The following is a 21,356-nucleotide window of genomic DNA, read 5'->3' on the forward strand; positions in this document are numbered from 1 at the left end:
CAAAATGAAGGCGGTGTTGCGAAACATGACTGCGAAATGATTTGAGATGATACGGGACAGCGAGAGCGGGGCATTTTGTTCCGGTGAGAAATCGAACTGGTCTAATTCCCGGTGGGCTTGTTTGTTATGTTTCCAATCCTGGTGAGCAGTTTGCGAGCCTGCTGATCGCCCTGGTTCGCAGCTGCCTGCAACCAGCTCTTGAGCGTCTGCAGTTGCATCTCGCTCAGGGATTTGGCCTGACCGTCAGATACCATCTGGGCCAACTTGAGTTGAGCCGCGCGGTCCTCTTTCTCGGCTGCCTTCCAATACCAGTCTACGGCAGCATCGAGATCGACTGTCACACCGGTGCCCTTTCTGAGTCGATCGGCCCAGTCGTTCATTGCCATCGTATTGCCCTTTTCGGCTGCGGCCTGCACCAGGGCAATAGCCTGTTCTTCGTCAGGCTTGACCACTGTACCCTTCGCGTACATTCGCGCGAGCATCGTCATCGCGGCGGGGTGCTTGTGGCGGGCCGCCAGCTTGAGATACAAAACACCTTCCCTGGGTTTGGCGGGTAATTTGGTTCCGAAGACGAGGGTGTAGCCCAGTTGGTAATAGGCTTCATCATGCTTGTCTTTGGCGAGTTTTTGGAGACTGTGCAGGGCCTGTTCGTAGCCTTGCCGTGCGGCGTAGCCGTAAAACTCGATCCCTTTATCTAAATCTTGAGGCACCCCTTTTCCACGATGGTAACAGTAGCCGACATTGTTGAGTCCCATCGGGTACTGCTGTGCCGCCGCTTGCTTGGACCAAAAGTATCCCTGCTCATTGTCTACCGCAACGCCATTGCCGGATAGATAGGCGTAGCCCAGTTCCGCCTGGCCTTCTGCGTCACCCAGGTCCGCGGCTTTGCGATACCACTTGACTGCCTCCGCCAGATCCTGCTCGACACCTTGTCCTTTTTCATAACAGACACCGAGCTTTGTGTTGGCAGAAGCATTTCCCGCCTCTGCCGCTCGACGCAGCCAATCCATTCCCTGGGCCGGATCTGCATCCACATGCTTGCCTTGCAACAGAAACTGACCCAGATTACGCATGGCCTGAGCGTTACCTGCCTCTGCGGCCCGACGACACCAGTGAATCGCCTGGTCCATGTCGCGTGGCGTCCCCACTCCAAATTCATAGGCGACGCTGAGGAGGAGCATGCCGGTAGCTTCCCCCGCTTCTGCCGCTTGCTTGTAATAGTCAAATTCCCGTTGGGGATTTTTCTTGACGAACTGCCCCCGCTTGTAGGACAAACCCATCATCATGGCGGCAGTGGCATTGCCCCCCGCCGCCGCTTTCTCGACCCACTGGATGCCGGCCCGCGTGTCTTTGCCTGTCCCACGCCCTGCGATGAGCAGTTCGCCGAGATAATACTGTGAATCGCTGTCGCCCTGTCTGGCGGCAGCAGTCAGCCACTTGACTGCTTCGGCATAATCCCATTCATCCCGATGCAATTCGTCAAAGGACAAGCGAAAGCCGAGCTGCGCCATCGCCGCGGTGTTTCCTGCAGCGGCCTGTTGTCGCTGTAGTTCCAGTTCGGAAAGTGTTTTGGTGTCTGAACCTTCTACGGTTGCCAATGACTCTGACGGTGAACTTGTCTCCTCCCCGGAAATGTCGTCCCGGGTACTGTTGGTTGACGGTTCAGGTTGTTTCTTTAGGGCGGCCAGTTCCTTCACGTCGGTGGTTTGCTCTTCCTTGAGCTGCGCCAGCAGTTTTTTGGCGAGTGAACTCCCGCGCCCGGCTCCGTCGGTCAGGAGCTCCCTGGCTTTTTGGGTGTCCCGATCGACCCCGTTGCCTCCCATGTAGAGATATCCCAGCCAGACGGTCGATCCTCGATCCCCCGCGGCGTGTCCTTTCTCAAACCACTCGCGCGCTGTTTCAAGATCCTTTTTTCCCCAACTGCCGAACAGGAAGCCCTCTCCTAAATCAGAATGGGCATCGACCAGTCCACCATCGATGGCCTTCTGGAACAGGTTTTGCGCCTCTGCTTTGCGCTCCTCCCCCAGATCTTCTTCCAGGTACAGGCGGCCCAGGTTAGCCATCGCCAGTGGGATATTGCCTTCAACCGCGGTTCGCAATAGCTTTTGCGCTTTGTCGATGTTTTTTTCGACAAGCTCGCCAGTCCAATAAAGGATTCCGAGATTGTTTGAGGCTTTGGCAACAAGTTTGCTCCAGCCTGCGGCCATGTTCTGACCTTCTGGGCCCTCGGCAAGCCACTTCGCAACCTGCTTTGTGCCTTTTGCAATCGATTGCTCGAAGTATTTGACCCCCTCCGCAACTGTCTCGGAATCCGGCTTATCTTCGACGTCAGTCAGCAAGGTCCCCATGGCATACATGGCTTGGGCGTTGCCCGCTTTTGCCAGTGGCTCAATGAGCTCCCGCGCCTTAACAAGATTTTTCTCAACGCCCTGTCCATGATGGTAGTGCTCGGCCAGATTGAACCTGGCAACCTCAGCACCTTGGTCGTAGGCCCATTTCGTCCAGCGATACGCCTCATCGAAGTTGATATCGCAGCCGATACCTTCGTAGTAGTAGAACCCCAATCGGGCGGCACTCGCTGCGTCATCCTGTTCAGCCGCCTTTCGATTCCAGTAGAAAGCCTGCTGGTCGTCCGCTTCGACAGTATTGGTACGCCCTCCATAATGGTTGGCCAACATTACCACTAATTTGGTGTTACCTTGTTCTGCGAGCGACTTGAACAGCTGAAGAGCGCGGGATTCATCTTGCTCAATTCCCTCTCCGGTAAACAGTCCCTGGGCCAGAGTCAGCGTGGCTGTTTGCAGTCCGAGTTTATTTCCTCGTTCTGACCAGGCGAACACCTGTTTCTCGTCTTTCTTCCAGTGTTTGCCCGTGCGATATTCTTTGATCAGTTTCAGAATGGCAGGTGCATAGTCCTTCTCGGCTGCCTGCTTGATGAGTTCAAGGGCTTTGTCCGGATCCTGCTCGACGCCGACCCCTTGCAGATACATGAGGCCCAGTTCGTGGGTGGCTGCCTGATCACCCTGGTCTATCGCCCGCTGAAGCCACTTAGCCGCTTTGGCCTGATCCTGCTCAACGCCGTCCCCTTTCTTGAGCATCTCGGCATAGGCCCTGGGAACTCCTCCGAGATCCGAATTGGCCAGGTATTCGATTTTCTCGGCTGCCGTGGAGCTCCCGTGCCTTGCTGCTACTCGCAGCCAGTAAAATGCGGTGCGGAGATTTTTTTCACAGCCCCTTCCCTCCAGATAGAGTACTCCGAGACGCTCTGCCGCCGGCGCGTAATCCTGTTTCGCGCTCTTGTTCAGCCAGTCGTGCGCCAAAGGTAAGTCAATTTCTATTCCGCGACCAAACAGATAAGCGGAGCCCAACAGGTACTGCCCTGCGGGGTCGTTACGCTGCGCCGCCTGCCCGGCCCAGAACCGATGAAGTTTCATGTCTTTTTCGACTCCGTCACCGTAAAAATAACGAAAAGCCAGATCAGACATGGCCGGTGGATACTTGTGTTTCTCAATCGCTTCTTTTAGCCAGATTTGCGAGTACTTTTCGTGTTCCGGGAAACTCTTCATCGTGCGGAACATTTGACTCAAGTCATAAGCAGCCCGGGGGGAACCGTGCCTGCCCGCGCTGATCAGCAAGTCGGTGGCCCGCTTGGTGTCCTGTTCAACTCCCTCGCCTTTGGCAAGTGCCATTCCCAGATCGTATTCCGCTTTTGGTTCTTCCTGTGCGGCTGCCTGTTCGAGCCACTTAAAGGCCTTCTCTTTGTTTTTGGTGACAAATGTCCCATCGCGATAGGCGACCCAGAGTTCGTAGGCGGCAGGGCCATAGTCCTGCTGAGCGGCCTGCTCCAGCAGCTGACGGGCCTGTTTGAGATCGGCTTTGACCCCCTGACCATCGCGATACATGATTCCCAACTGGTATTGGGCAAGCTTGTTGTCCTGACTGGCGAACTCCTGCAGATGCTTGACGCTTTTCTGGTAACCTTTGGCAACGGCCCGGGCATACCACTGCGCCGCCTGATCTATGTCTTTCTCGGCTCCCAATCCATTTTTATAGCAGTATGCCAGATTGTGCATGGCTGCGGGATATCCGCGCTCAGCTGCAGCCTTGGTGTATTTGATTCCCTGGGCCAGATCGACCTCGACACCGCGGCCTTCGAGGTAGGAGAAGCCAACTTCAGACAGCGAATCGAGATCTCCGAGGTCGGCTGAGATTTTGAGCAGGCGTGTCATTTCACCCAGGTCGGCTTCAACGCCCCAGCCTTCGCGGTAGCATAGCGCCAGTCCCTTCAGACATTGAATGTCATTTTGCTTCACACCGCGACGCAAGAGTGCGACCATTTTCGCATAGTCCTGCTCGACCAGCTTGCCATTGCGGTATTCCCGGGCCAGGTCATGTAGTGCCGGGGGGTAATCCTGATCAGCCGATTTCTGCAGCCACTCGATTGCCTGCTTGAAATCCGGTTCGGCACCCAGGCCTCGCGCGCAGGTCCAGGCCAGTTGATATTGCGCCTGCGGACTCCCGGCTTTCGCTGCTTTCTCCAGCCACTCTCGTCCCTGGGGGACATTGGCGATGACCCCGTTGCCCAGCAGAAGGCGGACGCCGAGATCAACCTGCGCTGACAGATCACCCTGGTCCGCTTTCTTACGTAGTGCACCAATATCGACCTGGGCCTGAACCGGGGCGATGAGCAGCGCCATCGTCAGGAGCATTACGCCCCAACTTTTTGCTAAAAATGAAAAGTTACGTATGATGACAGCGACAAAATATCTCACGAATCTACCCTTCCGGCTGCTCACAGGGAACAATAGTTCTTCGGCTGAATTCATGGGCGAATCGGCGCGAAAACATCACCCATGACTTCCTCGCTTTGGTCTCGCTAAGCAGGGGGAACTGGATTCCCATATGCTTATTAATTTATTCTATACATAGAGGATCTCAAGGTCCAGAATGAATGTTCGAACTAAAAACTATTGGAGAACCGTGATTAGCAGTGCCAATTTCTTTGATGATCGACGGACACAATCATGACACTCTAAATTTTCTTTAGGGGGGCGATTGGATCAGGTCAGTAATTGCTGGACGGGGCCCGTACTGTCGGCGAAGCGGTCGAGCTTGAGGCCCATGACATGTGCGTGGGTGAGCCAGAGGTTTGCCAGGGCCGTGCCATCTGAGCAGTGCAGATGCTGTCCGGTCTTTAATTGTCCTCCACCCGAACCGGCGACGACGATGGGCAGGTCGGTATATTGATGCGTGGCACCGTCTCCCAGACCTGAGCCATAAGTAAAGATGGTATTATCCAGCAATGTTGTTCCATTCGCCTCGTGAATGGCATCCATCTTCTCAACGAGATAAACAAACTGTTCCATATGGAAGCGATCCACCTGCAGCAGTTCTTTCATGTACTTGTTTTGATTATGCGACATCTGATGATGGCTCATCGGTTTGTCGAACAGCGATTCGTAGCGCATGGGAGTATCCCAGCGTTCGGGGCCAATCATCAGGGTGCCCACATTGGTTAAACCGACCTGCAGGGCTGCGACCATCAGGTCTCCCATCAGGCGAATATACTGGCCACGGGGGAGTTGTGAATTATCTGGTTCTTTGACAGAAGCTTTGCCTATTTCATGTTTGATCTGATCGAGTTTGTCCATCTGTTCTTCGATCGTCCTGATGCCATCGAAGTACTCCTCAAATTTCTCACGGTCTGCCCGGCCGAGTCGTCTGTTTAATGAGCGTGCATCTTCGAGAACCAGTCCCGTGATGTCGCGAAAGGCCTGATTCTCCTGTGTGCCGAACATGCGGCGGTAGACTTTCCGTGGGTCGCGCATCGATGGCGCAACATGCTCCGTGCCATACCAGGAGATATTGTCAAAATAGATCGACTCTTTGTTGTCCCGATGGCTGTTGCAACTCAGTTCCAGGGTGCGGAAGGGAGTCTGCTCCCCGACGTAGTCCGCAATGATATGATCGAGCGTACGCGCCAGGGGGTACACCGACGACTTGACTGCATGGGCAGTGGCGCTGCTTAAAAAACAGGAGGCACATTGGGCGTGAACATCGCTTCCATGCTTGTAGAAGCGATCCATGCCGGTGATGAGCGTGACTTTCTGTTTTACTTTTTCGAGTGGTTGCTGAGTGGGTGTCAGCTGTTGCAGCGGTCGGATGCCGACTTTCAGGCCGGTTTCCCGGGTAATCTCTTCCTGACTGCTAGTGAATTTGGGGATTGCCGCATCCTGTTCGCCCGGAAAGAAACCGCGACGCACCACACCAATGGGCACATAGAAGACTGCCAGGCGTTGGGCGGGTTGCGGAGGATCTTCAGAACGCGCGAGACTTTCCAGCCAGGGTAATGCCAGTGTCGCACCTGCTGCTCCGCGGAGAAATGATCGCCGACTGGTTTTCATCATCATTCTGCCATTCTACGCTAACATGTTACGGGATCTTTTCAGGATGAGTTTACTGATTCAATGACACTGACTGGTTTCCCTGCCTGACTGTACCCTGTAAGAAAGGGCGACTCAATACGATTTCTTTGATGAGAGACTGGAACCGGTAATCTGCGGCTGCTGTTTCCGTCACAATCTTTTCGAGTGCCAGTGAATCTGCCGCTCCCATTTCGCGTCCGAGGGCGAAAGAAAGCAGGTGTGCTGCAAAGGCCCGAGTAAAGCGGTTCTTTTCATTCAGCAAAGCATCTTTGAACTCGATGATATTTGTGAATTCATGTTTGCTTAACAGCTTACCGCTGGCATCGACCATTCGTCCATTGGGGTATGTTTCACGCCAGAGGCCGGCTGCATCATAATTTTCCAGTGCAAATCCTAAGGGATCGATCCGCTGGTGACAGCCCGCACAGCTGGCATGTTTTCTGTGGACAGCGAATCGCTCACGCAATGTCAGGTTTTCTTCGCCAGACTGCGGCTTGTCTTCCAGTAAGGGGACATCAGCGGGCGGAGGTTTGGGGGGATCATTCAGAATGACGCCTGCTATCCAGGCACCGCGGGTAATCGGCTGAGTTCGCGTGGCATTCGATGTCATCGTCATGACGGCAGCGCTAGTGATGACTCCGCCCTGTCGCCGATCTTTCACAGGCACACGTCGAAATTGCACTGTCACCGGTGAGCCTGGATTGCCGCGCGTCCCATCGCGGTACCAGGCCTCCAGCAAATCGCTGCGATAACTGAAATCGGAATCGATTAACTTGAGGACGGACTGATCTTCAATCAGTATGGTTTCAAACAAGAGTAATGGCTCCAGCATCATATGCATGCTGGCACGGTACTTGGAAAAGTAGAACTGCGGATACCGCTGACGATCAGGAGTGGAAGAGATAATGCGTTCCAGTTGCAGCCATTGGGTGGGAAAGCTGTCGCAAAATCGCTTCAGACGTTCGTCGCGCAGCATGCGGGCAACCTGCTCGGTTAGTACGTCAGGCTCGTGAAGTTTCCCGGCCGCAGCCAGATCAAGCAGTGTCTGGTCAGGAATACTTCCCCAGAGGAAAAACGAGAGACGGGAAGCCAGGCTGAAATCATCAATGCCTGTTCGATTGGGAGAGTCCCCCTCAGCCGACTGGTCATACAGATAGAAAAACTGAGGCGAAGCCAGTACCGCTGCTGACGCTTCCAGCATGCTCTCTGTAAAAGACTTTTGTTGTTGTATCTGACTTATAACATACGAGGTATAACGCTCCACAAGTTTGTCACTGGCGGGACGTCGAAAAGCGCGCGTCAGAAAATTCCTTAAGCGCGCTTCCACGATTGCCTGTGTTTCTTCCGCTGTCCCTTCTGCCGGAGCTGCAAAGAACTCCTTCCAGATACCACAGGTTTTGGCGTTGAAGTCGGCACTGAAGACAATGGAACGGCTCAGTCTCAGAAATGATTCCAGCAGTAATGGGGAAAGCGAGAGGTGGTCGGCTCGATTATCAAACCCGTTTTCGGCCCGCAGGTCCTGTGGAAAGGCGGCTACTCCGCCCAGTCGTTTTTCGATCAACTGAGACTTGCCCAGCGGACGACTGCCGACTCGCACCTGCTGAGGCATCTTTCCGGTCTGTGGCTGAAAGTAATTGTCGTACTCCCGCAGCATCCGTTCCGGGAGTGAGAAGACTTCCACTTTCAGCTGGAACAGATCCTGAACGGCATTGTTGTACTGAAACCGGTTCATGCGTCGAATCGGTGTGCCCGGGACGTTCTCCGCTGATTCAATCGATTGCTTCAAGTAGGCTTTCAGACTGGCTACCAGTTGCGTGCGCGTCTTTTCAGCAAGAGGCTGTTCACTTTCAGGTGGCATGTATCCGGAGTCGACTGCCTCAATTACATCCTGCAACGTTTCTGGAGTGCTTACCAGCTGATCGGAGTTTTGCAGGCTGAGCAGATTGACTTCGCCTTCCACCTTTCCATTCTTACCGTGACACTTCACACAGAACTGCTGAAAGGCCGGCTGGATGATGGTCGAGAAAGTGTCAGTCTGCGGATCAGACGCAGGCTCAGCTCCCTGGCTGAACAGGGGCGAAAGCCAGATCGTCACAAAAACACTGCTATACGAAAATCGTGATATCAAGGTCGCCTCTGATCCGGGATTCACCATTGAGGATAAGACTGAGATCGTGCTATGCATGACTCACCGTTTATATATTAACTCAGTGCCCCCCACGATGTCTATTACGGAGTGGATAACCCCTGATTTCGTTGGAGTGCGCAATATTAAGCTGGGGGTTGAATTCGGAGTGCTGGCAACAAACTGCTCTTGATTTTCTGTTTCAACTTAGCCTTATCCCGCTGCAGTACTTGTGCCTGTCTGTTCGTGTCTGGTAGATAAACCAAACCGTTTTGATACAATCAAAGACCTCAACTTATTACAGGTATTACACCAGAGCCGGGGCGCAGGGCATTCCAATGACAGATCAACGACCAAACATCATATTTATCATTACCGATCAGCAGCGCTTCGATACGATTCATGCCGCCGGCTATGATTTTATGGAAACGCCCCATCTGGATCGTCTGCATCGCGAGGGAATTGTATTCAACAACTGTTTCATCACCGCAGCTTCCTGTGCTCCTGCGAGAGCATCGCTCTTTACGGGGCATTATCCACATACGACGGGGATTCTGAAAAATGCAGATACCTGGAAGCATGGCTGGATCGAAAACCTGCAGGAGGGAGGTTATCAGACGGTCAATATCGGCAAGATGCACAGCTGGCCCTACACGACTCCCCTGGGCTTCGATCAGCGGTACGTGGTGGAGAATAAAGATCGCTATCTGGAGGGACGCTACTTTTACGATGAGTGGGATAAAGCCTTACGAGCCCGCGGTCTGGTGAAACAGCAACGGGAACTCTACCGCCAGTTACCTGATTACAGAGAAAGCCTGGGGGCCTTCGACTGGCTGCTGGATGAGGATATGCATCCTGACATGTTCGTGGGGAATATGGCGGTCGACTGGATTCGCAACTACCCCGTGAGCGAACCATTGTTTCTGGAAATTGGTTTTCCCGGTCCGCATCCTCCCTATGATCCGATTCCCCGGTACGCAGAGTCTTATCTGAAAAAAGATCTCAACATCGCACCTGTTCTGGAAAGTGATCTGACGAACCAGCCGGACCCGTTGAAGGCGATGCGAATTCATAATCACGAGGTTGATCATGACTCAGTCGTGCATCTCCTTGATCCCACGGAAGAACAGCGACACCGACAGCGCGCCTATTATCTGGCGAACGTCACGATGATTGACGAAAAGGTGGGGGAGATTATGAATGCTCTGGAAGAGAAAAGGTTGCTTGACAACTCGATTGTCATCTTCAGCTCCGATCACGGCGATTGCCTGACAGATCATGGACACAGTCAGAAATGGACCATGTACGACGTCATTACGCGTGTGCCGATGATTATCTGGGCGCCAGGTCGCTTTGGGCAACCGCGTACAATTGATGGTCTGGTTCAGCAGATGGATCTGGGGCCCACATTGATGGAGATTGCTGATATCCCCATACCAGAACCAATGGCAGCACGCAGCCTGTTGCCGTTGCTGGAATCGGATGCTGAAGCGGCGTCATGTTTACGTGATGTCGTTTTTGCCGAACAGGCCAAAGATGGTATTCTGACAACCAGCAAGTTTATGACTATGGTGCGCACGCAAGATTGGAAACTGGTTCACTTTCTGGACGAACCGTGGGGCCAGCTGTTTGATCTCACAGCTGATCCCCTGGAGGTAGACAACCTCTGGGATGCGCCCGAACATGCCGAAAAGAAGAAAACGCTGCTCGCTATCCTCCGCGAATGGCGCATTCGCGACAGTTATGAAAACTCCGACCTCTGGGAGGATTATCGGTAACTCTGATTATCAGCTATGAAGCTTGTTCTGTGACTCATTCTCTGAGTTCAGCCAGGCTGAGCGCTGGAAAAGCTCTGTACCGTATGTCACGTAAAAAAAGAGCCACTTGCGGCGAATCGCAAGGGGCTCTTTTTATGGTGGCGGGTGTCACTTTTGAGCTGGATATCAAGTTGAAAATGATTTCGATAAGTCCCATTGAATTTGAGATTTGGGAAGAGGCGGTCCGAAGGACTATCGCTTTGGAGATTTCCTGAATCGGACCCAGTCGGACTATTTTTGGACTGAGTGTATACATCTGAATCTCATTGCTCTCATGAGAAGTTCTACAGCAGGTGTTTTAACACCCCCCCGACTGTCTGGGATCGTGTGAGGAATCAACCGCACTGACACTCAGTTCTGATCTGTAGCCTGCAGGGGATCAGGGTGCCGGCGGTTACCCGGGAAAATCTCTGTAAGTCGAAGAGCAATTGATATTTTGGAGGAAGGAACTGGCCTGGATTGGAACTGTTAGAACTAAAAATCAAATATTCTCTGACCGAATGTCATGTTTCATTACATCACTCAGATAGATGAAACAGACGTCTGTATTTTTACTGCAATCTGAACACAGAGATCAGGAATGTCCCATGCGAATATTTGAACGAATCAACGACATTATTGCGGCCAATATTCATGATATGCTCGATCAGTTTGAAGATCCGGAAGTCATGTTGAAACAGGCCATCCGGGAAATGGAACATTCAATTGATACCGTAACCCAGGATACGGCACGTGTGATGGCGGGTGAGAAGCGACTCATTCGGGAGTTGACCAAAAATGAAATGGAAGCTCAAAACTGGCAGCAACGTGCAATGCAGGCGGTCCAGAACGGAGACGATCAACTGGCTCGCAAAGCGCTGGCCCGCAAAAAGGAACATGAAAACCTGAGCCAGGCCCTGAAAGAACAACTGGAGCCGGTTAAAAAAGCAGGGGAAACGCTGAAGGTTCAACTGTCGGCCATGAAAGCCAAACTGGCGGAAGCGAAGCGGGAGTTGTCTGCTTTACTGCTGCGCAAGCGATCTGCAGAAATCCGGAAACAGTCGCGCACTTCATTAAGTTGCCAGCAGACAAAAGCCTTTAATGCAAATGCATTTCGCAAGTTCGATCGGCTGCGAGAAAAAGTCGAAGAAGCAGAAGCGGAAGCCGATGCAATGGATGAGTTAAACGCTATGGCTGATATGTCCATGCTGGATCCCCGGGATACATTTGCCAAAGATTCTCTGGCTGAGGGAGTTCATTCACTGGAGATCGAAGAGGAGTTGAATGCACTGAAGCAGAAGAAGGACTGATTCTTCTCAGGATGAAAACTTGACAAATGAATCCGGCAATACTGAGAATGAAGAGTGCTTCGCTCCTACAGGAAGGAAAAGGCCCAGCGTCCGTGAATCGATTCCCCCAAACCCGGCAGACGTTGATACAACGTATCGCGACCGATCGTCAATCGCCGGAATGGAATACGTTTCTTGATGATTACTGGGGGCCTGTCGTTCGCTTTGCGATTCGCTCCGGGAACCTGAAAACCCAGGATGCCGAGGACATTACTGCTGAGACTTTCAAAACACTCTTCACGGCCGATCTGCTCTCACGCTGGCTGGAAGACCGGCGTTCCCGACTGAGTACCATGCTGTGTGTGGTGGTCAGGAACCTGATTTCCAATCGCGCGCGGCTTCAGTCGGGTCGTGAGAAAATCATGCACGAACTCAAGCCTGTGCTGATTGCTGAGATTACCAGGCGGGAACGGGATCCTGCGGAAGATCGTTTCTATGAAGCCTGGGCGGAGTCACTGTTGCAGTCAACGTTACTGCAGTTGCAGCAGGATTCTCTCAAGCGAGGGCGGGTGAATGCATTCCGCGTATTTTACGGTCGAGTTCGGGAAGGATTATCTAACCCGGAAATCGCGGACTGCCTGAACCTGAAGGTGACGGATGTCGAAAACCACTATAAACGGACGAGGGGGCAGTTTACCGACCGGTTGCGCAGCGGCATTGAAGAGCATGTTCGCAGGTATGGGAATGAGGATGACTTCGCTCAGGAAGTCGAGAGGGAGTGGCAGACTTTGGGGGAGTATCTGAAAATGCACGGCGATCTGGAGGCTGTGTTCCATCAGCTTCCCACAGAGTCGGAAGAACTCCGTTGCCGCGAGCGCGAGTCGAAGGCCGATCTCTTACAGCAGCTGACTTCATTCATCGATCGAAAGACAGAACAGCATGACTGACCACCGCGAACGGGACTATGCAGAGCCTCACAAGGCAGCCGGACGAACGGCTTCCCGTCTGTCGGATCTGAGTGAGATCGTGGATGTTCTGCTGGCAGCAGCTACGATGATCCGCGGCTGTCACCAGGCAGGCCGCTTGTGTGGATCGATCGATGCTTCCCGGATCATACAGGTTGAAGGGAGGAGTGAATGGCGGGTAACCCCCGCGAAAGAGGAAACGTCCGAGCGAGTGACGTTCCCCGCAGCTGCCACCTGGTATGCTGTCGCAGAGCATGCGGAGTTACAGGTATTACCTCTGAATATCGAAGAGGCACAGCAGCGCGTGGACCAGGCGGGGGTAGAGTTCCCCGTGCGGCTGATTGACAGTTTTGCATTGGGAGAACTCGCCTGTCGAATCGCTGGGGATTGCAGAGTTGCGGATTATCTGCAAAGCCCCCGGGTTCTGCAACGGATTCCGTCTGAACTCCACACGTTGATCGATCTCACGCTGGGGTTCGATGACGATCAGCGCTGTGAGGAGATTGATGCTCTGCTGTACCTGCTGAGAAATATTCAAAAGGCTCTGCAAACGGATACGCAACGCCTGACTGATGCGAGCGGCCCGGGCAATGAGCCGAAAACTACCGTGGCGGATACGCCTGAATCGTACGCTCGACTGCCATTTGACCAGATTGGTCATTTTCAAATCGTCAGGCGGCTCGGTAGTGGGGGAATGGGTGATGTCTACGAGGGTTACGATCAGTCACTGAAACGCACCGTGGCCGTCAAGGTGCTGCCGCCGGAGCTGGGACGGCATGATTCGTTCGTGCAGCGATTCTATTCCGAAGCCGCCAGCGTGGCGAAAATCATTCATCCCCATATCGTTCAGATCTTTTTCATAGGCGAGGATCTGGGGCAACATTATTTTGCGATGGAATACGTCGAGGGAGAATCTCTGGTAGAACAGCTGTCGTGCGGATGTCTGTCTGTCGCGGCGGCGTTGAATGTCATCGAACAGATTCTGCAGGGTCTGGAAGCCGCGCATCGGGCCGGACTGGTTCATCGAGACGTCAAGCCGGGAAACATTCTCCGCGAGCGGGAAACGGACCGTTACCTGCTGGTGGATTTTGGTCTCGTCAAATCACTGAATGATGACAGCGGGCCGACGCTTTCCGGAACGGTCCTGGGGACAATGGATTACATTTCTCCCGAGCAGGGCAGTAGTCGGGGCGTGGATGCCCGTAGTGATCTTTATTCGCTGGGAGTCGTGCTTTATGAGTGTCTCAGCGGGAAGCTGCCTTTCACCGCAGACAGTCCCACTGGGATGATCTTTCAGCATGTGTATGAGAGGCCCGTGCCGCTGTCCGAAGTGGCGGGGCCGGTGCCTGCTGCTGTCACGGCGATTGTTTCAAAAATGATGGCTAAGGATCCGGCCCACCGCTATGCGGATGCCAGGGCCGTACTGGAGGACATCAGGGCCTTTCAGCAGGGAGAGCTGTTGCCTTCGCACGCCGATCAAATCGTCCAGAACGATGTCGATTATTTTTTCAGACCTGTGGCCAGAACTTCGCCTGCTGCCGCAGCAACGGCAATTATTTCCGCGCCCGACTTCAGTGATTTTGACGATGAACTGGAAGTGCTGAATCGCGGACCAACGCATCTTGGCGAACGGCTTGTGCAACGTTTCTTCGACTGGTTTGAGGCGAAGTCTCCGCACTGGGCGGAGCAGTTGCAGAATACCCAGATGCAGATCGACCGGGCGATATTGAAGCTGGAGCGGCATCGCGATCACCTGTCGTCTCTGAATCGGGATGCCCAGCTGCTGCTCAAGCAGTTGCAGCGGGACATTAACGCAAAATCACAGATTACCGCCGACACAGAAAGCGGAGAAGATTTCCTGCTGGAAGAACTGCGTAACGCCTGCGCGGAGCAGGAGGAACAGGCAGAAACGATACAACGGCAGTTGCATCAGGTGAATGCACGACTGGCACAGGTGCGAACGGAACGCGATGTGTTACTGGCGCGGTTGAACAGCGCGGATACCCGCAGGGGCGGGAGCCGTCCTCTCCGCAGACGGAGGGTTGCGGTACTGCTGACGCTGGTGGCAGGTTGCCTGCTGCTGATCTATCTCGTGAGAAATGCTGCTGTCAGCATTCCCGTCTCCGGGCGGTCGGAGCCTGCTGGGAAGGTTTCCCTGGCTTCGCAGACCGGCTCCCTGTTTCAGCGCTGGCCAGTCGGTTCCGGCCCGGAGATTATTATCCCGTTGCAAGCCAGGGTGCGTGCGATGGATATTGCTGTTTCCCGGTACGTCGATCAATCCGCTTACACGATAGTCGCTGCACTCGAGAACAATATATTGCTGAAATATTATTATCGTAAAGGTCTGCAGAATGTTACACAGGACAGATTTGAAGGTGTACCCGCCGGGATTACGGTGGTGACCCTTTCCCCGCAGGCAACTCTGACAGCTGTTGCTGCCGGCGATCACTCGATACGCGTGTTTGAAACGAACAAAAGTGGAAAGGAAGAATACCGCCGACTGGAAGGACACGTACAGCCGGTCCTGAATATGGCATTTTCGGGAGATGAATCGACACTGGTTTCGCTGGGGGATGATCGAACCGTCCGTTTCTGGGACATCCGATCCGGAACGGAGATCCGGCGTTTCGAAGTCGGTCGAAACAGTGCGCAGAAGCTGGCTGCTAATGGAAATCTGAGTCGACTTCTGATTGGAAATCAGATACCCATCGGTGACCCACTGGTGCTGTGGAACTCGTTGGAGTCGCGACCGGAAAAGGTGTTTCCTACTGAAGCAACACCTGCCCAGCTGGCGCTTTCGACAGATGCGCGAATCGCGCTCGCCTTTGCGGCTGGTCGCATAGATGTGTGGAATGCACTGACTGCGGAAAAACTGCGTACTTTCGCTCCCGGGAGCCAGGCAGCAGCATTTGCACCCGAAGTTAACCGTGCGGCAACGCTGGTCAACCGGAGTCTGAAACTCTGGGAGACCACGACAGGGAATCTGGTTGAAACGCAGGATTTACAGATTACGTCCAGCAAGCGAGCAAAACTGCTGCTGTCAGAAAATGGGACCTTGGGCGTGGTGGCGACTGATAATAAGACGCTGCATTTTTGCCTGCTGCCCGAGGTCCCTCTTCCTGATGATTTAGTGTATCAGTTTCACGCCAGAACACCGATTCATGCGCTGGATCTTGCACCCGATGGAATCTGGCTTGCGGGTGGCGGAGATGGAATGATCTATGTGTGGAACATGAATCATCCGCCAGCGAGTTTTGAACTGGATTCTCCAAATCAGATTTCGAGTCTGGCATTTTCTCCGAATGGGGAGTACCTCGCATACGGAACGGGACAGGAAGGTGCCAGAACCAATTATGTGGGGGTACGAAAAATGGATTACACCAATCGGATACAGCGATTCCTCAAAAAAACAACCGACTTGAAGAAACTGGAAGACTTCGAAGGTCCGGTTTCATCCGTCGCCTGGGATCCGCACGGTAAACAGATTCTCGCAGGCAGTCTGAGCGGGCAGATCAAGAGCTGGGTTCCGGAACTGAACCAGGTCAAATCGTCGCTCCAGCTCAAAGTGCCCGTACTGCAATTAAGTCAGTTCAAGGATCGCACCGGTTGGCTGATGCTCACGGGGGATCACGGGCTGGAACTCTGGAATTATGATCAGACTTCGCCAAAAGACATTCTGCAGACAGCTTATGAGGGGATCGCCTGTGCTGTCTCTGAGAAAGAACAGTTGATTGCCATTGCCGATCGGAGAGGGTTGATTCATCTGATCTCCGAGGAAGATCTGGGGCAACGGGGAGTCCTGCAGGCTGATTCTGACCTGGTGACGGATCTCTGCTTTGTTCCCGCTGCATACCTGTTGGCGGCCGCATACCGGAGTGGTGCGGTTCGGTTGTGGGATACCCGTGAGCTCAGTGTGGTTAAAGAATATCGTGATGGTGTTTCACCTGCGACGTCGCTGTTAGCGAGTCGTGATACCAGGCATCTGATTGCCGCGATGCAGGATGGAAACGTTAATATCTGGAAGCTTCCCTGAACCTGGGAGTGATGATGATGAAACAAAAAACTGGCAGACAGAAAACGCGCAAATGGTGGATCATCGGCAGCGGACTTCTGCTGTTGCTGGCCGTGGGAGTCATCCGTGAGTATGGCCTGTTCTCGACAACAGCGGAGTATTTCACTGACGCCTCCTTTGAGAGCAAGCTGGACAGACTGAAATCTCAACCGATAACGCCCGTGGAAATTGACGAAGATGCGGAACGCGTACGGCAGTTGATGGAGGAGCGAACCGATTATCGCGGTCGACTTCTCTTTCCACCCACCACGGTTGCCGAAATGAAATACGACCCGGAACTGGTTGCGGGGATTCCCTGGGAGAAGAACTACGAGCCCGTGCCGCTGAACGAGGTCGAAGTTACCTATACCGAGAACCAGTTTCAGCAGGAGCGTGCGGACTGGTATCAGAACCTGTTTTTAACAGAGTATGAGGAGCATGGGGAAAAAGATCCGCGGTGGGATGAGCCGGCGCGGGAATTTCTGAAAGAGGCAGCCCGTTGGGTTTCGATTGCACGATTTCAAAAGCACCGCTCACCAAAGTTTTATCCAGACCAGTCTGATGGGCAACTGGCAGAGCAGGGCACAGCGGTCGTTGAGCTGGGGTGTCGGGATCCTCTGGTTATCAGCCTGGTCATTGAAGCACTTGCCAGTCAAAAGATGTATGGGGTTATGACCGCGCTGACTCAACAGCTGAATAAACTGTATACCCCTGACCGTTACTCGGAAATCGTGAGTTTTCAGATTCTGAAGTCTCTGGTACTTGTGGGGAAGGGGACCGATAAACGGGAGGCTATGTCGCGCCACTTTCTCAAAGCGATCAAGGAGAAGCAGCTATCTGGTCTCGAAAGACGGATTTATCTGGAAGAGATGGGAATCATCACGGCTCCTGCGCATCAACCGATTCTGGGGCCATTCATGCTCGCACTGGAAAGCCAGGAGAACGCTGACCCCTGGCTCAAAAGTATGATTCTGGGATCGTTTTACAATCAACTGGGGACCAACGGGAGTACGCTCAGGGAGTACTGGCCCCCCTATACCAAATTCATTCAGACTGACTGGGCAAAAGTGAAATCCGTGTTCATGGGGCATCTGCGTAAATCGTACCGGTTATATCTGCAGGCGTATCAGCTGGCTCCCGAACTTCCAGAGGCCCCGTTGAAACTGTATCCCATGTCGTATCGGCAGAATCCACAGATGTTGTACGCGGACATTCTGCTTGATGATGAGGGCGAATTTGATCGGCTCTCACCGGCGAGTCCAAGATACTGGTTTGATCGTGCCATCGCAGCCCAGTTCGATTATCGTCCCATGTATCGGCTGTACCGCGGCTCTCTGATTCCTTCCCCCACAATCTACGAGAACTGGAAGCGTTATCAGCCGGTGCTCAAGTTTGGAATGGAATGTCTCAATTCCGAACGCTTTGATACGCAGGTGCCTTTTGGTTTTCAGGATGCGTTGCAGGCCATGATTGCCGGTCATGAATTTATGCGGGGGCCTGGTGGAGCCCGCAGTCGTGAAGTCTATGGCTCTGATGATGTACTGCCCCAGATGCAGAGAATGGTAAAGGGATATGCATCCCACTTGAGTGTGGAGCAGACGGACTACTACGAAACATTGCTGGCTGGAATGAACTGGATTCAGGGGCACGAGGAGGCCGCCCAAAAGCAGTTTGCGGCTTTGGGAGAGCGTATGAAGCTGGAGGCGCTGCAGGAAGTCTCCCTGAATATAATGGAATTGAAACGCAGTCAATCCCCCAAACAAGACAACGATCAGCTGACAGTAGACATGGAAAAACTCCGCGGGATTGGTTATCTCAGCGATCGGTCACAGCTGATGATTTCCCTGGACGGCGGTCGGGTTCAGACATGGGATCTGGAAACACGTCAGATGTTGAAGGAATATACTCTGTTTCCCGATGTCGCACCGGAGGCAACACTCGCGAAGAGTATTTCAGATAATGTGAAATTTATCAGCTGCTATCAGCAGCCTGAAATCAAAATCTTTGAAACCGTATCATTTACCGAAGTCGCCAGCCTGAAGCTGCCCGCCGACAAGCCCGTGAAAGCACATCGTGTTTCGAATACCGGCAAGTACATCGCAGTGGCACTGGCAGATCAGGTGGAACTCTGGGAAGTCGCTTCGCAGAGCAGGATTGCTGAAATCAATATTCGAGCTAAAGAAACGATGGTTGATAAATACGACTGGCGGGATTTTCTGCAGCTTGTCAGGGAAGTTCACTTTACCGCGGATGATAGTAAGCTGGCCTTTGTGCGCGGGGGCATCTATAAGAAATTCAATCCGGGATTCTGGTCGCCCGGAGCACTGCCGCATGTGGTGGATGTTCTGTATGTCTGGGATTTGCAGCAGAAAAAGCTGATTTATACGGGGCAGCCATGCCTGCCTAACATTAATTCGATCGGATTTACCGAAAACGGATTGGAACTGCTGGTCTCCGGAACGAAATGGAGTCTGGCTAACCGGAGTCCGGATTCCTATCCGGAAACGGTCGAAACCCACACGATCGGGTTGCTGAATCTCAAGGAAGGAAAGATCGTCCGAGAATATGCCGGTCGTAACAAGCCTCTCTGGGTTCCGAAAGCGTTCGGTAAGGATCGTGCGCAGTTGATCGCGATGGCAGGTAACGAACTGCTGGTCTGGGACTGGAAGAGTGGCCGGGAGCTGACCAGTCTCCAGCAGCATCCCCATGATGTGCGGTATCTTTTGACTTCAACGGAACAGGATCGGATGGTGACGGTCGACAAGGAGGGAGTCGTTAAGCTCTTTGACGGTCAACTGGTTCCCCAGGTACGACAGGTGTTGACCGGCCCGGACCTGTATCCCCATCAGCAGCCCCACACGATTCAGTTTCATTCAGAAACCGGACAGATGGGGGTCTGCAACGGACGAACCGGCGCGCTGATCTGGGATTTTTCCGATCCGAAAACGGTTACCGGAAGGTTGTATCGTTCACCAGGGCCGATCGGGACCAGGGCCCTTGGTTTCAGTTCCGACCTGAAGTATCTGGCGACCACCGCGACCACCATGCCTGGGGAGCTCATGCAGGAACTGGCTGAACCGACGCCTGTATCCATCTGGGACACGGCATCAGGCGAAGTCGTCCGGATTCTGGAAGGAGAGACCGATTTCGTCGAGTCGGGCGTTTTTGATCCGTCGGGGCGATATTTTGTGAGTGGCTTGAAGAATGGAAACATCCTGATCTGGGATCTGGAAACAGAATCCAGTCAGCCGGTTCAGGTTCTCAAAGAGCACGTCGCCAGAGTTACCAAACTGAAATTCTCGCCAGACGGCAAGACCCTGCTTTCCGGTGGGTGCGGCGGGGAGTCGTTTGGCAAGAAAGTGAAGCCCGCAGTCAAGGTCTGGACACGTGCGGAATCTGCAGGCGAGTTTCAGGTACAGCAGACAATGGAACTGGATCGTCATGTGCCTCCCACTTTTGGGATTCAGGACCTCGATTTTTCTTCGGATGGAAAGTGGATCCTGGCTTCCTGTAATCATCGTGCTTCGCTGTTTTCAAGGGAGGGGGAGTTGCGTAGTACGGTAGAAGGGGGGGCATTACAGTTTTTACCGGAGGGGAATCAGTTCCTGACTGGAGAGGGAAGGGCAAAGAAAGCAATTCACCTGTGGGATCTTGACGGCGCAAAGGTGCAGACCTATGCGTACCATCCGCAGACCTTTATTACGGCGCTGGCACTCTCCCCGAAAGAGGATGTGATATTGTCGTCCTCTTATGGTGATGGCATCAAAGGATGGTTTGTCGAGTCTGGGGAGCAGGTTTTGTTTCTGTCCGATATTTTTTCCAGGAGTAATCTCCAGAACGAAAAATCTGCATCGGAGCCACAAAAAGAGTAAAGAATCTTTCTGCGAAACCACACCTCGCATGGCGGGGTCTCTCTGCAAATAATCACACCACAACGGCTCGCAACCTCTGGTTTAAATGAGGTGGCGCGCCTTTTTTCTACAATAAACAGCATTTCTGCCTATCACTCCATCACTGTCTGCTGATTTTATTTCGGATCTTTCCAATTTCTTTGCACAGTCGCAGTCAAAATAGCGCCATGTAGTATGAGTGCAGCTTGGAATTGTAGTTATCGGAATCCTGCCTGCGAGAAAGAGTCACCTGGTTGAGTTCGATTTATTTTTCAGCAGGCAGGAACAGCTCTTTCAGACAGCCAGGCTCATTCTTTGTGAATTATTTCTGTCTATTTTTCTGCGTTTTTTTCAGACTGCGTCGGGATCTTCGTCCGGATCTTGATTAAGTGAATGAAAGGCGACGTTTCTCAGCAGGCATGAGGTCGCCAGATCTACGTCTTAACTGTCAGTCGCCAGCCGCATTGATCCGGAAAGGAGGGAGAGTTCAGCATTTAGTACGAGCTTACTGCTGATTCTGTGAGGGAATCAGCGGGTACTATCCAGTGGTGTATTGGTTATATCACATTAAAAACAGTATCAGTTAAAAAGGAACTATGATGACTAGTACTACATTAATGCGTGACAAAATTGATGGACTGCGCCTGCAGTTCAATTCGGGTGAGCTGAATTCATCCGACCTCGAGGTTCAACTGGAATCGATGTGTGCAACCAGTGATCTGGATGCAACCGGCACTCACGCCGATAAAGATCACCTGGTTTCAGACATTCATATGTGCCCCTGGCATACATGCCAGGCAACACGACACGGGTAA

Annotated in this window: 9 protein-coding genes; 6 read left to right on the plus strand and 3 right to left on the minus strand. The window is 53.0% G+C overall.

The genetic code is table 11. The features are described 5' to 3' along the window. Nucleotides 1–101: 101 nt before the first annotated feature. The 3 genes from RID21_RS18580 to RID21_RS18590 form a co-directional block, all read right to left on the minus strand. The gene (locus tag RID21_RS18580; RefSeq protein WP_350191397.1) at nt 102–4,709 is read right to left on the minus strand and encodes an SEL1-like repeat protein; all 4,608 of its coding nucleotides are present in this window, start codon (nt 4,707–4,709) and stop codon (nt 102–104) included. Between the two features lie 351 nt (nt 4,710–5,060). Next, the gene (locus RID21_RS18585) at nt 5,061–6,410 is read right to left on the minus strand and encodes a DUF1552 domain-containing protein (protein WP_350191399.1); all 1,350 of its coding nucleotides are present in this window, start codon (nt 6,408–6,410) and stop codon (nt 5,061–5,063) included. 46 nt (nt 6,411–6,456) lie between these two features. Then, nucleotides 6,457–8,520, minus strand: coding sequence for a DUF1592 domain-containing protein (locus RID21_RS18590; RefSeq protein WP_350191401.1), 2,064 nt, complete (start codon nt 8,518–8,520; stop codon nt 6,457–6,459). A 368-nt stretch (nt 8,521–8,888) separates the two neighbouring features. Here RID21_RS18590 and RID21_RS18595 point away from each other — a divergent pair, with 368 nt between their 5' ends. The 6 genes from RID21_RS18595 (at nt 8,889) to RID21_RS18620 (ending at nt 21,356) form a co-directional block, all read left to right on the plus strand. Further along, nucleotides 8,889–10,328, plus strand: coding sequence for a sulfatase family protein (locus RID21_RS18595; protein ID WP_350191403.1), 1,440 nt, complete (start codon nt 8,889–8,891; stop codon nt 10,326–10,328). Between the two features lie 626 nt (nt 10,329–10,954). Further along, complete coding sequence (locus tag RID21_RS18600) at nt 10,955–11,656, plus strand: PspA/IM30 family protein (protein WP_350191405.1); 702 nt, start codon at nt 10,955–10,957, stop codon at nt 11,654–11,656. Nucleotides 11,657–11,748: 92 nt separating this feature from the next. After that, nucleotides 11,749–12,582, plus strand: a complete 834-nt coding sequence (locus RID21_RS18605) for an RNA polymerase sigma factor (RefSeq protein WP_350191407.1) — start codon at nt 11,749–11,751, stop codon at nt 12,580–12,582. Further along, nucleotides 12,575–16,633 (plus strand): protein kinase domain-containing protein, encoded by a 4,059-nt coding sequence (locus RID21_RS18610; protein ID WP_350191409.1) that lies wholly within the window; start codon nt 12,575–12,577, stop codon nt 16,631–16,633. Before RID21_RS18605 ends, RID21_RS18610 begins: the two co-directional genes overlap by 8 nt. Before the next feature lie 17 nt (nt 16,634–16,650). Further along, nucleotides 16,651–20,523, plus strand: coding sequence for a WD40 repeat domain-containing protein (locus RID21_RS18615; RefSeq protein ID WP_350191411.1), 3,873 nt, complete (start codon nt 16,651–16,653; stop codon nt 20,521–20,523). 617 nt (nt 20,524–21,140) lie between these two features. Then, nucleotides 21,141–21,356, plus strand: a complete 216-nt coding sequence (locus RID21_RS18620) for a hypothetical protein (RefSeq protein ID WP_350191413.1) — start codon at nt 21,141–21,143, stop codon at nt 21,354–21,356.

This window comes from Gimesia sp. (genome assembly GCF_040219335.1).
GTDB lineage: Bacteria > Planctomycetota > Planctomycetia > Planctomycetales > Planctomycetaceae > Gimesia.

Bases quoted from the DNA above. Each gene is read 5' to 3' on its own strand.
- RID21_RS18610 (WP_350191409.1), top strand. From the start codon at position 12,575: ATGACTGACCACCGCGAACGGGACTATGCAGAGCCTCACAAGGCAGCC.
- RID21_RS18615 (WP_350191411.1), top strand. From the start codon at position 16,651: ATGAAACAAAAAACTGGCAGACAGAAAACGCGCAAATGGTGGATCATC.
- RID21_RS18595 (WP_350191403.1), top strand. From the start codon at position 8,889: ATGACAGATCAACGACCAAACATCATATTTATCATTACCGATCAGCAG.
- RID21_RS18600 (WP_350191405.1), top strand. From the start codon at position 10,955: ATGCGAATATTTGAACGAATCAACGACATTATTGCGGCCAATATTCAT.
- RID21_RS18580 (WP_350191397.1), bottom strand. From the start codon at position 4,709: ATGCTCCTGACGATGGCGCTGCTCATCGCCCCGGTTCAGGCCCAGGTC.
- RID21_RS18620 (WP_350191413.1), top strand. From the start codon at position 21,141: ATGACTAGTACTACATTAATGCGTGACAAAATTGATGGACTGCGCCTG.
- RID21_RS18585 (WP_350191399.1), bottom strand. From the start codon at position 6,410: ATGATGATGAAAACCAGTCGGCGATCATTTCTCCGCGGAGCAGCAGGT.